Raw genomic sequence first — 14,861 nt, forward strand, 5'->3', positions numbered from 1 at the left:
CCGTTCGCTACCACCTGTGGGTGATCTCTCGCACGCATCCTTTTCGCCAACTGCTGAAGAAAGGTGCTCTGCAAAGACGACGTCCCAGGCCAGATGACTCGTGAACATTATGACTCGCAAGCTTGACCTCAAGCGCGCAGCAGATTTATTTCGCATCAGCATCGAGCCTGATCGCCTAGCCGAGATCGAATCAGCACTACGTGTCAAGATTGATGAAATGGAGGTTTACGAGGACGAACTGCTAGTGGTGAGCTATTACAGCAGCAAGGCGTCCGATTCCGTACGGGTTCGAATCCAGCAGCGCCTTACTCAAAAACGATTAAGAGGCTGTATCCAATGCAGGATGCATACGTCTTGGCATCAGTGATTGCTACGCCGAAAGCACTCCAACACTGACCAAGCTTTTTAACTTCCCCAGCGACCTTAGCCTGTATCGCGGAGGCTATTGCAATCAATAATTTTACCGAGCATTTCACCAGCTTAACCAGCGGGAAACAGAGGCTCCCGACTAATAGATCTTGGGGGCAACGCCTGAATAGCGTTACCCGTACCAAATTTATTTGCAATAACAATTTACTCGAACTTTTTTGTTAGCCGACGTTCTCGCAGGACGAACCAGAGAAATTTAACCTTTCTGCAGTACGCCAGTTGGTAAAATCGCAGAACACCATGGCAGTCCTCTAAGCTTTAGGTGTACGTACAGAAACCAAACATAGGAACTATGGATGTACCTCCGCCATACCTTCACCACCTCCACCTTAAGCATTCTTGCCCTAATAAATCTTTACACTCCTCAGGCGCTTGCGCATGAACCACTCTCGCCCTCTTCGCCTTGGATGCTCGGAGACTGGAACGGCTCCCGGGGAGAACTTGCTGACCAGGGTGTTGATCTAGAATTCAGCTACCTGAGTGAAATTGCAGCGAATGTCCATGGGGGCGCCTCCCACCATACCGCCCGTTATGCAGATCAGTGGTCAGCAGGTGCAAAGCTAGATCTTTCGGAATTGCTGTCCTGGAAAAATGCGGAAGCGGAAATCCGTCTATCAAATCGCAATGGTCGCGGCCTGGATGAGGATGCTCTTAACGACCGTCGCGTCGGTGGTTTCGGAGCGACTCAAGAAATCCACGGCAGAGGAAGTGTTACACGGCTAAGCCAATTCTGGCTGTCGAAAGGCTGGATCGACAACAAACTGAACGTAAAGATCGGGCGTTTCACAGTAGGCGATGAGTTCGCCACTGCAGATTGCGCATTCCAAAATTTATCGTTTTGTGGTTCGCAGCCTGGCAACTACGTCAATGACATCTACAACAGCCCTATCAGTTCGTGGGCAGTTCGTCTTCAGTATGCATTGGCAGATGACCTTGTCGCCAAAATCGCTGCCTACAACGTTGATCCCTCGAGCCTGGACAACGACAACGGTTTAAAGCTTCGAACACACGGAACAAGTGGCACCATGGTGCCGGTGGAGCTTGTCTGGACACCACGTATCGGGAAATTACCTGGTGAGTACCGTGTTGGATACTTCAAGAATACGGTCAACCGTCCTGACGTACTCAATGACGTCAACGGTCAACCAGCAGCGCTCACTCAGAATCAGTACAGAGTCCATGATGGTCGCAGCGGCTGGTGGCTTAATGCAAAGCAACAGATCAGCAGCAAGAACAACGATCAAAGCCGAGGTCTAGTGCTTGCAGCAAGCCTTAGTTTTCAAGACCAAGCAACTACTCCCGTCGATAGCTATATGCATATCAGTTTGGTGTATAAAGGGCCTTTTGATTTCCGCCCGCTTGATCAGCTAGGGCTTGGCCTGTCGCGCGTACACGCTAGCGATCAATACCTAGAAAACGCCCAATTCAAGAACCAGGTTAACGGAGTGTATTTTGACAGCCCTTCGTACATCCCAGAGCAGCATACCAGTTACCAAGCCGAGCTAAACTATCGAATCCAAGCTACTAACTGGCTTCACTTGATGCCTAACATCCAATACATCCGTAACCCTGGAAACGTCAGGGAAGTAGAAAACGCGGTAGTGATCGGCCTGCAGGTAGGGTCAAGTTTCTAACTTTCCTCCCAGCTTCCCTTCGCTGCGCGAGTCACTCGCGCAGCGACCCTCGACAGCAGAATTTTTCTACTCACGTGCAGAGTTTGAAACCCGCGCTCCTCGAGTTCATAATTTTTGCACTGCATCCGATATCTTTGAGCTCCCGCCTCAACCTAGTCAATTGCACATCTACTACTTTTGTTCCAGGGTCAAATTTAAGTCCCCAGACCTCATCCAGAAGTTTCTCTCTAGACACGATGCTTTCACAATTCTTTGCTAGCAAAACCAATACACCGAACGGTATGGAGGAGAGCCTCACACGGCTGCCCCCACAGCTAATCTCTCGCTTATCAAGATCGACATTCAAATCCAAAACCTGAAACTGCACAAATGTCTCCCCCGTGATTGGCAAAGACAGCCACAAGCCCTGGTTCATCTTCGAACCTAGGGGTGGCATTCATGGAGCTGCGGAAAGTAACCAAGGCATCACAGTGCAAAGACTGCGACACCTTGGTATTTGGGGGCTTATTCAGCTTTCGACTTCAGGGAGTAAGCAATCACGTAATCGCCGCGATTCTTGTTGGTACCAGTACGAGTGGCCCCACCAGCAACAACCACGACATACTGCTGGTCGTCATTGCCTACGTAGGTCATCGGGACACCCTGGCCGCCAACCGGCAGACGGTCACGCCACAGCTCTTCACCAGTATCGTTGTCCAGTGCACGCACATAGTAGTCGAGCGAACCGTGGAAGAACGTCAGGCCACCTTTCGTGACGAGTGGGCCACCCAGGGTTGGCATGCCGATTGGCAGATACACGCCCGGGGCGATGCCTTTTATAGGCGCATCTTGAATGCTACCCATCGGCACCTGCCACTTGACCTTCTGGGTCGCGAGATCGATGGCAGTCATCGAGCCAAACGGAGGCTTGAAGCACGGCGTTCCCAGAGGCGACAGGAACATCGAGCGCTCAACACCCCACGGAGTGCCCAACTGCTCGGAGTATTCACCTTCGGTTGACGGCACCAGGCCGGCTTTGTTGGCCTCTTCACGCTTGATGAATTTGCCCCACATCGCCATACGAATATCGTTGACGATCAACGTACCAGTACGCGCATCCAGAGCACCACCACCCCAGTTAAAGCCACCGTAGTAGCCTGGCCAGATGAGCGTTCGTTTCTGGTCGGAAAGCGGAGTCCATTCACCTTCCCAGCGCATCTTCAGGAAATCGATACGGCAGAGCATCTGATCGAACAGTGTTGCACCCCACATGTCCTTTTCCTTCAGTGGCTCTACGCCCACTGAAAGTGCGGAGTATGGCTGGTGGTCAGCCACCTTCATGCCTGGCATAGCATCCGTAGGTACTTTCTTGGTAAGCGTCCGGCGAACTCACCTTGCGTAAGTCAGGCCGGCATCCACTGATGCGGCAACAACTGCCCGATCTCACTGGCCCGTTGGGTCGGCAGCCGCGTCAGCACATCTTTGAGATAGGCATACGGATCATGCCCATTCATGCGCGCCGATTGGATCAGACTCATGATTGCAGCCGCCCGTTTGCCACTGCGCAGTGACCCGGCAAATAGCCAGTTCGAACGCCCAAGCGCCCATGGACGTATCTGGTTTTCAACTTGGTTGTTGTCGATGGGCACAGCCCCATCGTCCAGGTAGCGCGTTAGCGCTACCCAGCGTTTCAGGCTGTAATCGAGGGCTTTAGCTGTGGCTGATCCGTTGGGCACCAAGTCGCGCTGGGCCAACATCCAGTCATGCAGTGTTTTGAGGATTGGCACCGCCATCTCCTGACGTATTCGCCAACGATCTTCATCACTCATGTCCCGCGCTTGGCGTTCGACCTCGTACAAACCGCTGATCGAGTGCAGGGCCTGTTCAGCCAGCTGGCTTTTATTCGCTACGTGCAGATCAAAGAACTTGCGACGGGCGTGAGCCATGCACCCGATTTCAGTGATGCCTTGCTCAAATCCGGCCTTGTAGCCAGCGAAGTCATCGCAAACCAGCTTGCCGTTCCAGTCACCCAGGAAGTTGCGAGCATGTTCCCCGGCACGGCTTGGGCTGAAGTCGTAAACCACCGCGTTGAGCGCCGAAAACGGCGTCGTGCTGTAGGCCCAGACATATGCCCGGTGGGTTTTCTTCTCGCCTGGCGCAAGCATTTGCACCGGTGTTTCATCGGCGTGAATCACACCCTGGTTCAGCACCGCTTCACGCAGAGCATCAACTAGCGGCTGAAGTCTCACGCCAGTTTGTCCGACCCATTGCGCCAAGGTCGAACGAGCAATTGCCAGTCCGGCGCGACCAAAGATTTTCTCCTGCCGGTACAGAGGCAAGTGATCGGCAAACTTGGCCACCATCACGTGGGCCAACAAACCTGCGGTCGGGATACCTTTGTCGATAACCTGCGCCGGCACCGGCGCCTGAATCAGGGTTTCGCACTGACGGCAGGCCCATTTACCACGTACATGTTGCTCGACGGTAAACACGCCCGGCGTGTAATCCAGCTTCTCGCTGACGTCTTCGCCGATGCGTTGAAGTTGGCAGCCACAGGCGCACTGGGTGTTCTCAGGTTCGTGACGAATTACCGTGCGTGGAAACTGCGGCGGCAAGGGCGCACGTTTCGGGGACTGCCGTGGTTCGGCCTGTGGCGCAGCTGGGAGAAGCTGTTTCAGCTCGGCCTCGATAGCTTCAAGGTCGGTGTCGAGCAGGTCATCCAGCAAGCTGCTTTGCGCCGGGCTGATTTGCTCGCTGCGCTTGGCAAATTTGTGGCGTTTGAGCAGGGCGATTTCGAACTTGAACTGTTCGATGAGGATTTCATCGTTCTGGATCTTTCTGCTCATCGCCTCGACCTGGGACTGCAACTGCAACGCCTGTGCCGCCAAGGCACGAAGCTGTTCCGGGGTCATTTGGTCGAGGTTGGGCGAGAAAGTCATGCCGCCGATTGTGCCAGAGCAGAAGCGGGACGACGACAAGTAGACCGGCCAAATGGCCGGCGGTTAAAGCACGGTAATCACACCGCCTGCGCCAACGCGTTGCCACGGCAGGCCCAGTACCAACGCCTGGAGTTGTTCGCTGTCGAGTGCGACCTCTCCGCCATGGCGAATGCCCGGCCAGTGGAACTTGCCTTGGTTCAGTCGTCTCGCTGCGAGCCAGACGCCCACGCCATCGTGTACCAGCACTTTCATCCGGTTAGCCCGGCGATTAGCGAACAGATAAGCGCAGTGCGGCTTCGCCGCACCAAACACCGCGATCACTCGGGCTAAAGCGGTTTCGGTGCCGGCGCGCATGTCCATGGGCTCGGTGGCCAGCCAGATCGCATCAATGCGGATCATTGAGCGACAGCCCGAATAAACTGCGCACAACCCTCAGGATCCGAGGCTGGCCATTTCACCGTGATCACTTGTCCGGCCACGGGCAACTCGATGATCACTAACGCTTCGACTGGCCGTTTAGGTGCGGCTTTTAGCGGGACGAAAGCCGGCAGTGAAGTCGCTGCGGGCTGATCTCGATAGAGCGGCAGCCATTTGCGAATGACGTTGGCATTGATGCCGTGGCTGATGGCGACACTGGACACCGTCGCGCCAGGTTGCAGGCATTCCTGAACGACCTGAGCTTTGAATGGTTTCGGATAAGAGCTTCGTTGGCGCATGGAAATCCTGGCGATAAGGGTGATCGCGTCCGCTTAAAAATACGCGGACACCATCGCCCTTAATGCTGGAGTTCGGAAGGTGAGTTCGCCGGACGCTTACCTTTCTTGTACGTAACGGGTACAACTGGCTCGCCTGTTGCGCGATCCAAGACGAAGATCTGACCACGCTTGGTTAGCTGAATGACCACTGGACGCACGGTGCCATCTGGCAGCGGGAGGTCATACAGGATCGGTTGCGACGATACATCGTAGTCAAACTGGTCGGTGTTAGCCGTACGGAAATGCCAGCGTTCTTTGCCTGTTTTCAGCTCAATGGCAACGATCGAGTCGTTGTATTCATCCGAGTAGCTGTGACGGTTGCCAGTCCAGAAGTCCGGAGTCTGGTTGCCGGTCGGGAAGTATGCCAGGCCCAGCTTCGGATCGTACGAAGCGGTACCCCAGAAATTCGGCGACTCCTTGGCATAAACCTCACCCGCTGGCAGCGGGCTGCTGTCCTCGGCACCGCGGGAAGGATCCCACGCCCACAACAGCTTGCCAGTGACCGCGTCGTAACCACGAACTACACCCGAAGCCTCACCAACGGTCATGTTGTCGTTGAGCTTGCCCCCCACCATGATCACTCCATCAGCAACCAGCGGCGCAGAGGTGAGATAGTAAGAGCCGGCTGCAGTGTCACCCAGACCGTCCAGCAGATTCACGAAGCCGTTGTCACCAAAATCGGTGCACGCCTTACCAGTCTTGGCGTCCACTTCGAAGAGTCGAGCATCGTTCGTTGTGCTAACGATGCGCTTCTCACAAGCCGCAGGCTGTGGAGTGGTGGGCTGAGAATTGCCGTCGGCACCTGCAGATGGGGCCAGGTCGATGTAGCTGACACCTCGGCATCGTTTCCAACCCTTATTGCCACGAGTGACCTCCATCTTAGGATCGAAGCGCCAACGCTCAGCACCGGTCACCGGATCAAGAGCGATCACCTTGTTCAAGGGAGTGCATAGGTACAAGGTGTCATCGATTTTGATTGGAGTTACCTGGTATTCAGAACCGTCGACCGACAGATCGCCTGTTCTGTACGTCCAGGCGACCTTCAGATCTTTCACGTTCTGCTTGTTTACCTGATCGAACTGGGCAAACTTATCGCCTGCCAAGTTCCGACCCCATGCCGGCCAGTCTTTGCCCTCTGCATCACCCGCTTCAGGATGAATAATCGGGAACTTGGCGTCAGCTTGAGCTTCTACCTGTGCGTGTGGGCGGAACATGGATGCGAAGGTCGAGATCAAACCAACGGCAACTATTACGCTCAAAATAGTGGCCGGAGCACGCTTGATGCCACCTTGCTCGCTTGCATTGAGCTGAGGCGCCAGAGCGGTCAACACCAAGCAAATCACACCGAAAATCATGACGCGAGAAACAAGCTGCCAGAAATCGCTGCCTACTTCCCAGTAAGCCCAAATAGCAACGATCACGAACATGAGCCAAGCGAGCCAGAATGCTCCGGGCCGACGCTTCAATGTCAGCCACCCTGTGCATAGCATGAGCAGACCAATAGGAAGGTAGAACCACGAACCTCCCAGTGTGATGAGATAAAAGCCTCCTCCCGCCAAAGCAGCTCCCGCCAGCCCTAGCAAAACGCCGACCACTCGGATCAGCAGTATCAACCATTTCTGCATTTCTTTTCCTATCCACAAACCGGCAGTACATCCGGTGTAAGGTATTAGCGCCGATTAGAGCTCGAGCAGATGCCATCCGCCGCAAAAAGCAGAGAATTAGCGATATCAAGCTCATAAATTAGGGTTGCGCTAAACCCATCGCGAGAGTGCGACAAGTTGAAGCAGGCGCGATGCAGATGGTAAGCCTGTCGCTTCAGAAGACAGCCCAAAGACAAGGCGTTTTTGACCGATTTCGGTCAAAAACCAAGCGGCATTGTAAAAAAAATTTACTGAAGCACTTGTCAGCTCAGGCATGGACTACCCGCACGTGAATTACGTGATCACAGACAGCTGGGACGGATGCTGCAGCTAAAAGATGCTAGGGCAAGCGCGCTGGGTTCACTGGGAAAAACCTAGTTTCTTAGTCGACCAAGGGAAGATCGCTCCAGTTTTCTGCGCTAACAAGTCGAAACGGCACTCGAGCTCGAGGGGGCGCGGCAATCTCACCGTGTGCATGCAGTATCAGCTGGAGACCAGTTAGCGCTTGGGCAGAAGGATCCTGATCGATCAACAGCGCAACTTGTCCGCTGCGAAGCAGCTTCACATGCCGCGGGCTCGCTTCATGCGTAATCCAGATAGGATTGCTCACCCTATCGATCGTCTCCAAGGCCTGTCGGATGCCCTCATTCGCACCGCCGCTGTTGTAAATAGCCACAGTAGCCACTTGGCGAGAAAACGCCTGGCGCGTGGCCGTAAGAGCTCGATCATTCATGTCTGCAACATCGATCGGCCCCACAAGCTGCAAGTGAGGTGCATACTCCGCCAGGGCGTCCTCAAACCCCTTGGTTCTTTGCCGGTGAACCTCATAATCCTGCGAGCCTGTAATCATGAGAACCCTCCCACGATTGTGCACAAAGCGGCTGATCATCAAAGCAGCCGTCCGCCCCGCCGCCTCGTTATCAATGCCGACGAAGCTTCTCGGTGTCTTGAGCCTGATGTCCGTGGTTAAGGTAACGATAGGAATTTTTTGACGACCCAGTCGTTCAAGGGCGTAGCGTACTTCCAGGGTGTCGAAGGCAAGGACGATTGCGCCGTGCGGACGAAAATCTAAATTTCTAAGCCGCTCGCTTAGCTCAAATGGCGAGAGGTTTGTCAGGCGCACCAGCTCAATCTGGCTGGGAAGCGACTCTGCAGCTTGATCCAACGCCATGTCCATACGCTTGAAGTACGGATCATCGTCCAGCCCCATGCGGATCACCAAGACCTTGAGACTATGCCCTTCCGGCAGCACAGGAAGCCGGCTTGCCCCCAGCTCACGAACGGCCTCAAGCACCTTTCGCCGTCTCTGCAGCGACACGCCGGACGCGCCATTCAACACGCGACCAGCCGTGCTCACGCTTACGCCTGCAGCGGCTGCTATTTCAACGATGGTTACCTTCTTACGCACTAGCGACTCTCTGGTGATGGCTTTCTAAAAGCCGTGTATGAGCGCCCTTTCCAACACCAAGTCGCAGCCAGGTGCCGGCGACTCTTTGGATGTGCTCATTCACGGAAACGTAACGCAGGTCACGGTGAAATGGCCGACCTATGATCTTGGTTACTGCTCGGAATTTGTTCGAGCTGTCGCTCAATGAACCGCATTGATGCGATCAGGCTGGCTGCCGCGCCGATGGATTTCAACATCCGTTGATTGCACCGGATTACGCCGAAGGCTCAGGGCAGATAAGAAGCAGCAGTTCCGAAACCAACTCTCGCGCATCCTGTTCATACCCTTCACGCCAACGGTGCGACCAATGCTTAGGGTATCCTTCCTCCTCCCACTCGGCCAATGCAAGGCCATTGACGATCTCCATCTCAAACCAGAGGGCCTGCCACCTTCCACCATTTTTTACCAGAGTGGGGTTTTGCCAGACGAATTCAATCTGCGCCACGAAGCTCGACCAGCGCCTCAGATTCTGAGGTGCCTCCTGCGCCAGTATCAGCAGCTCCGAAGCTGTCAGCATGAATTTCCTCCAAAGACCGCGATTGATAGATCGACAGTTTGCCAGAGTACGGTGGCCGCCCGTATAGAGCACATAGGATCTGTGCCGCTGCTGAACCGACCTCATCCAGCGAAGTCGCATGGGTCACAGTAAACGTTGATGGAGCCAGCATTTGCTTAGATTAGCCACCCTGTCATTGTCGTTGTCGTTGCTACTCGCTGCCTGCACGCAGTACCGCTACATCAACCCAGACACTCCCGAAGGCCTGGATTGCTTGAAGAAGCTAGACGCAAAGGTCAGTGCGTGCGAAGCCGATGTCAAAAAACTGCAAGACAATTTCGACTCGCTTCATGAAACACAGGCACGCTCCACTCAGCAGTGCGAGCACTTCAATACCTCCAACACACCAAATGCTTGCCCGCCTACACCAAGCCTCACCAAGGTAGATAATTACTGCCGCTCTGGTTATCGCGAGAAATTCGAGGCGTGCGGTGGCCGAGTCGAGGAGGTTGAGCCTTAGCACTCCCTCCACTAGCTCGGGAGCGCTAGGACTTTCAACACAGAGGTGCGCCTACTCTGACATTCTCAGAAACTACCCCAAGGCGGCGAGCTAGATGAAGCGGTCTACGCGTCTTGAAAGGGAATTTGTCAGGAGGCAAGGATGTGACATCGCGCGATGTGTTTTGGGCGTGGGCCGATCCGGATCTCAAGCATCATTCCCATGAGGAAGTACTTGTCGATGGAGCGCTGCAAGATACTCAAGGCGGCCCACAGACATCCGCCAAGCCTCAGGCACCTATATCATGAGCTAACAGATCTTCAGCGAGCGCTTCTGACCCCCGACCGATTGCCAGGATCTGACGCTGTAATCTTCGCTGGAGGAAGTCCAACAACCTCCTACGCAGTTCCATGTGCCATCCATGGTCGTGGTACCAAACGTGCCTCCTCGACTTCTCCAGCAGCGCCTCACGCAGCGCCGCATAGGCCCGCTCTCCGACACAGTCCGGCGTTATTCTCACCAAGTCATCCATGCCCGACTTGCGGACATAGCTGTCTAGCCAGGTACTGAGTACCGGCGCCAGGCACTCCATCTCATTAGCAATACGCCAAACCTCCTGATCAACCGCTTGCATCCGGATGCCGCCCCTCATCACACGTACACTGACTGGCAGCCCGACAGGGCATTAGGCCATCAATATACCTGCAACTCATCACCTCTACATGCTTGTCGAAAAGTGCAATGGTCGCGTGTTGGCGGTCGCTCATGGATACCGCTAGGTCAGCCAGGAGAAAGAGTCGGTAAGGAGTTGGCACTCGGCTTAAGCGAGCTCGTTGCGAGCGATTTCAGGAGCTATCGCCATAGGAGAACCAGGATCGCTCATCGTCGCTAGCCTATGCGTCAATGAAACCCATCAGGATCCTTCAGTGGCTGTTGCCTCCAGCGTGGTGAGGCCACATTCAGTAACTGCCTCGGCCTAGATGGTCACGCAGAGCAGTGATGGCTGGCAGGCTGACGCATTTCCGACCTCCAGGGCCGGCCAAGATGAAAGTGGTGTCATCAGCTCGAAAGAGCCAACCGTAGGACTCTGACTCGTAACCCGAGATGATGTCCTTTCCGCCCCTCATGTGTGTGCGACTGTCATGCACGATACTGTTGGCATACAGAACCGTTGCTTGCAATCCCTCACGCTCTAACTGCGACTGCTCACCTTCGGGCAACAGGACATCAAGCAAGAGCCAATGCCTGACGACGCATACCTCCTGCCCGGCATAGTCCTCTCCAGCAACGCGCGCGAGACCCTCATCATTGAGGCCTGACCCACTCAGGCTTTGCGCTGGCCCATACAAAATATCGGAGATGAGATGTTCGTCCACTTGCTTGCCCCACTGAAATGTCGTTACGGCGCAGCTTAGCGCTGGCTTGAAAATGTCACGGTTTGATTGATCGTTCACAGGAATAGACCCACGATCCGAATGCATCCGCGACGCGCAGCAGTGCTTGCCTTGGAGGTATCCCCTCAGCTCGCATCTGAAGAAGGCCATTCCGAATGTAATCCATGTACGCCTCCATGCCGACTGTGTCTACATCCCCCCAGGTATCGAACCGCTGATGATTCTGATGACGCGTTACGAACACCGCGGCGTGCCTTCGAGCTTCAAGATAACCCGGCTGGCCAAGTACCTCTGACGGATTGATCGACACCCTCCCCTCGTGAACCTCCAGGGTTTTAAGCGCCTTGATTGAGTCTGTGATCATCTGCTCCGAGTCGCTCAAACGCGATCGTCGCCAAGGCATCCACATGTGCAACCTCCGAGCGTTCAACTGCTATTGCAATGAGTAAAACGGGCCAAGCTCTCCGTTCTCGTGGTACCAGTGCGCTACGACAAACAGTCCACCGGTTTCGGCCTCTACTACCAGATAACCCCTCCGGTGGAAGCGGTTTACGATTAGGGGGTACGCATGGGAAAGCCTTCTGGAAAGGTATGCCTGTGATCGCAGAAGATGAGGCCGGTCATTCGCGGAGGTTGTTCTAGCGCACAGGAAAGAAAACCGACAATGTCTTCTGACGGAGTCGCCTCCTTCGCTCTCTGGACAACCTTGGGAAGTCGGTAGAGCTCACAGGCATTCAGTGAGGCACCGAAGGTCTTGATCATGTAATACGCGTACCCCGGAGCACACGCACATCCACCCTCGTCGGCCATCAGATCTCGATCACCAAAGACGGATCGAATCCGCACGCTTCGCCGGGGTAACCCCTTGGATTCGAGACGACTCGGCACATGCCCACAACCGTATCGATCCGGCGATGCGTATGACCGAAGACCCAAAGGTCTGCCATGTCTACTAGATCAGCCCATTCGTTGGTGTATGCCGCCGTCAGATGGCTATCAAGCTTGTCACCAGCGACCTTGCTGACAGGACAGTGATGAGTAATGACCACTGTTTTACCTGGAAACGGCTTTTTCAACTCCTGCTCAAGCCACTCGCGCGCAACGAGGTTGCGCAGTACAAGATCGCCCGGGGTCAGGCGACGATAGCTTTCGCCCGTGCGGATCACGCTGAAGTCATTCATCCACTCAAGCGCCATGCGCTTAGCCGCGGTCACGTCACCCGTGCTTGAAAAGTCAGTCCAAGCTGTTGTTCCCAAGAACCGCGTGTCGTTCAACACGAAACTTTCGTTCTCAAGCACATGGACATATTGGGTCTGGATCGCCTTCATTTTTTTGAGCGTATTTTCCACGTGGCCGCCGTAGAACTCGTGGTTGCCCGCAACGTAGAGCACTGGGCAGTCGAAAGACTCATCGGCCCACTGGACACCCCGCGCCTTGGCAATATCGCCAGCTAAGAGGACGATATCAGCGTCGCATGGCGGCGGGGTGAAAGGCGCGAACTCAAGGTGTAAGTCAGAGAAAACACGTAGCTTCATCGTCCGTTCCTGTGCGCTGGCTCAACGATTTTGAGCACAATTGAAGTCCTCACTTTTAAAGCGGCAGCCTCAACTCCACTCTCCTGTAGCCGCCCGATCGAGCAAATCCCCACACGCGCTCGATTTACATCTAAATTGATCTGCATCCCAGGCGGGCGCTGATAGCGCTTGAGCATCCGACTAATGACCCGGCTCGCAAAGAGTCACCACGCAGCCCATATTCCGAATGGCAAGACTATACAGTGTAGAACCGGAATACTCAACATGGCTACATGCTTGGCTTTGGGCGCTGATAACGCATGAGTCTTAAGCTGGCACTGGCAGCCGTTTTACGAGCGCTTCGAGCGGCCAAAGGGTTGAAGCAGGAAGAATTGGCGGATGCCGTGAGTGCTGACTATCTCAGCACGCTGGAAAAAGGCGCAGCCACCCCTACCCTGGATAAGCTTCATGCTCTCAGCGCCGCGCTGGGCGTCAGCCCGACAGCCCTCATGGCACTCACGCAAGGCGTAGAAGCCAACGAGCCACCGTCGGCGATGCTTGAGCGAGCCCAGCAGGAAATCCTCGAGCTCCACCGGCATGGCATTACTGACCTTTTGCAGGCTCAGATTGTGGCTGGCAAGTTGATAAAGCGGCCTGCCGGCAAGCGGTTTGATGAAACCAAACTCAAGAACGTTCTGGCGTGCAAAGCCGAAGGCCTGACACAAACGCAAACAGCGAAAAGATTGGGCATGAGCACCTCAACGGTTCATGACCTCTGGCGGCGAACGCCTGATGCGGATTGATTGCTTGCCTGGATCTTGCCGGCAGGTTTCATCAGCGGCCCGTTTCTCAAGGCAAAAAAAGGCCCGCGATGGGGAGAGCGGGCCGGATGGAATCTGCTAGGAGCTCTGTGACCTTACCCCAGCTGATGTGAAAATCGTGTGATGATCCTGACCTTCACGGAATAGTTGAGCACTCTTGGGTTACACAATGAAGCCGCTTGCAGCGAGCTGCCCTCGTAGATAGCTGTCTTTAAGAACCTTGGGAAACCCGACAATCAGTTTCCACATCACGTACACGAACACGATTGGCACAACGATCCCGAAGTACCCCCCGAACAACAGACCCACCAGGCTAAGTGGAACGAACAGGAGAGCGAGCACGCCGCCGCTGATCCGCATCTTCCTGATCCAACTGTTGAACCCATCGGCCTCGTACAGCTTCTCCCCAGCCTCGGTTTTGATGGCGTACAGAATGAACCCCAGTCGGCCAAGCTTCACAAAGTGAAATTCACCGGCAAGCCCCGGCTTGAGGTAGGACGCGATGTAATGCCCTACCCCTACTTTTTTCATCATGCGCACGGCGCCACCCGGCTCTTTGAAGCGCAGGTATGTGAACTCACTACCCTCGGGTAGATTGTTGTGAGGGCCGACGACCTCAAGCACGCCTTTCATGACACTCGCGTCCGACATAATTACCTCTCCTTTCGTGCTCGAAAGCCATTGGCTTCGAGCTGATCTGTCCGTGCGGACTGCGATTCACCTTCATAAAACGTCCAGTGGTTTCAGCAAACCCACCCTCACTCTCCAGCGGGCGATGGGCATTCAGGTCTGCTCTGGCTGTGTCGCGATATCAAATCGACATCCCGATAGAGGCACTATATTGCATAGTGTGAGACGATCAACGTGGCTTCATCCTCGCATTTGCGAGGTAAGAACAATGGCGTTGATGCCGGCGCTGGCAGCCCTGGTTCGCGGGATCAGACACGCTAAAGCGTTCACACAAGAGCAGATGTCCGGCAGCGTAGAGGCGCGCCATTTGCACAATATTGAGAACGCGCGTTCCAGCATTACCCTCGACAAGCTAGAGGCCGTAGCGCTAAGGCTCGAAATCGATCCTGCCGCACTACTGGTGCTTGCGTCTGCGCTCACTAATGGGCTGACTGATGATCAAATGCTTGACCACCTGCGCACTGAGTTCAAGAAGCTTGACGCTCTGTGCCCAAGGGAGGGTCTCACAAAGCACTTTGATCAGGGGAGAGTCACTCGGGTGAAACCAGGTCGTCAAATTGACCCTGACAAGCTAGTGCCCTGAGCGCTTAATTCATTAGCTTATTTTTTATCACGCTCAGC

The 14,861-nt window shown here is 54.8% G+C and carries 13 protein-coding genes and 1 pseudogene; 3 read left to right on the forward strand and 11 right to left on the reverse strand.

Translation table 11 applies throughout. The features are described from left to right. The first annotated feature begins 725 nt into the window (after positions 1 to 725). Positions 726 to 2,063, forward strand: a complete 1,338-nt coding sequence (locus IAE38_RS14910) for a carbohydrate porin (protein ID WP_201162883.1) — start codon at positions 726 to 728, stop codon at positions 2,061 to 2,063. A 70-nt stretch (positions 2,064 to 2,133) separates the two neighbouring features. Here the strand turns inward: IAE38_RS14910 and IAE38_RS24335 are convergent, their stop codons facing one another. From IAE38_RS24335 to IAE38_RS14955, 10 genes and pseudogenes are all read right to left on the reverse strand, one after another. Further along, positions 2,134 to 2,499, reverse strand: coding sequence for a winged helix-turn-helix domain-containing protein (locus tag IAE38_RS24335; protein ID WP_442967436.1), 366 nt, complete (start codon positions 2,497 to 2,499; stop codon positions 2,134 to 2,136). 68 nt (positions 2,500 to 2,567) lie between these two features. Further along, a pseudogene (locus IAE38_RS14920) lies at positions 2,568 to 3,401 on the reverse strand (membrane-bound PQQ-dependent dehydrogenase, glucose/quinate/shikimate family); the annotation flags it as partial. Between the two features lie 44 nt (positions 3,402 to 3,445). Next, on the reverse strand, positions 3,446 to 4,981 hold the full coding sequence (tnpC, locus tag IAE38_RS14925; protein ID WP_201218149.1) for an IS66 family transposase: 1,536 nt from the start codon (positions 4,979 to 4,981) through the stop codon (positions 3,446 to 3,448). A 63-nt stretch (positions 4,982 to 5,044) separates the two neighbouring features. Continuing rightward, a complete protein-coding gene (tnpB, locus tag IAE38_RS23910; protein WP_236404044.1) occupies positions 5,045 to 5,380 on the reverse strand; it encodes an IS66 family insertion sequence element accessory protein TnpB in 336 nt (111 codons plus the stop codon). After that, positions 5,377 to 5,697 (reverse strand): IS66-like element accessory protein TnpA, encoded by a 321-nt coding sequence (gene tnpA, locus IAE38_RS14935; RefSeq protein ID WP_201218150.1) that lies wholly within the window; start codon positions 5,695 to 5,697, stop codon positions 5,377 to 5,379. Before tnpA ends, tnpB begins: the two co-directional genes overlap by 4 nt. Positions 5,698 to 5,756: 59 nt before the next feature. Beyond that, a complete protein-coding gene (locus tag IAE38_RS14940) occupies positions 5,757 to 7,361 on the reverse strand; it encodes a PQQ-binding-like beta-propeller repeat protein (protein WP_201218152.1) in 1,605 nt (534 codons plus the stop codon). A gap of 400 nt (positions 7,362 to 7,761) precedes the next feature. After that, positions 7,762 to 8,787, reverse strand: coding sequence for a LacI family DNA-binding transcriptional regulator (locus IAE38_RS14945; RefSeq protein ID WP_201218153.1), 1,026 nt, complete (start codon positions 8,785 to 8,787; stop codon positions 7,762 to 7,764). A 253-nt stretch (positions 8,788 to 9,040) separates the two neighbouring features. Next, positions 9,041 to 9,343, reverse strand: a complete 303-nt coding sequence (locus IAE38_RS14950) for a hypothetical protein (RefSeq protein ID WP_201162879.1) — start codon at positions 9,341 to 9,343, stop codon at positions 9,041 to 9,043. Between the two features lie 1,437 nt (positions 9,344 to 10,780). Next, positions 10,781 to 11,365 (reverse strand): DUF6957 family protein, encoded by a 585-nt coding sequence (locus tag IAE38_RS24340; RefSeq protein WP_442968296.1) that lies wholly within the window; start codon positions 11,363 to 11,365, stop codon positions 10,781 to 10,783. Positions 11,366 to 12,024: 659 nt separating this feature from the next. Next, the gene (locus IAE38_RS14955) at positions 12,025 to 12,750 is read right to left on the reverse strand and encodes a metallophosphoesterase (RefSeq protein ID WP_201162878.1); all 726 of its coding nucleotides are present in this window, start codon (positions 12,748 to 12,750) and stop codon (positions 12,025 to 12,027) included. A 299-nt stretch (positions 12,751 to 13,049) separates the two neighbouring features. Between IAE38_RS14955 and IAE38_RS14960 the strand changes: the two genes are divergently transcribed. Continuing rightward, positions 13,050 to 13,532, forward strand: a complete 483-nt coding sequence (locus tag IAE38_RS14960) for a helix-turn-helix domain-containing protein (protein WP_201162877.1) — start codon at positions 13,050 to 13,052, stop codon at positions 13,530 to 13,532. Positions 13,533 to 13,712: 180 nt separating this feature from the next. Here IAE38_RS14960 and IAE38_RS14965 read toward each other — a convergent pair whose 3' ends face one another. Beyond that, positions 13,713 to 14,201, reverse strand: a complete 489-nt coding sequence (locus IAE38_RS14965; protein WP_201162876.1) for a hypothetical protein — start codon at positions 14,199 to 14,201, stop codon at positions 13,713 to 13,715. Between the two features lie 247 nt (positions 14,202 to 14,448). Here IAE38_RS14965 and IAE38_RS14970 point away from each other — a divergent pair, with 247 nt between their 5' ends. Further along, positions 14,449 to 14,823 (forward strand): XRE family transcriptional regulator, encoded by a 375-nt coding sequence (locus tag IAE38_RS14970; RefSeq protein WP_201218154.1) that lies wholly within the window; start codon positions 14,449 to 14,451, stop codon positions 14,821 to 14,823. The last annotated feature ends 38 nt before the right edge of the window (positions 14,824 to 14,861 follow it).

The sequence above is a fragment of the Pseudomonas sp. S32 genome, assembly GCF_016648095.1.
GTDB classification, from domain to species: domain Bacteria; phylum Pseudomonadota; class Gammaproteobacteria; order Pseudomonadales; family Pseudomonadaceae; genus Aquipseudomonas; species Aquipseudomonas parafulva.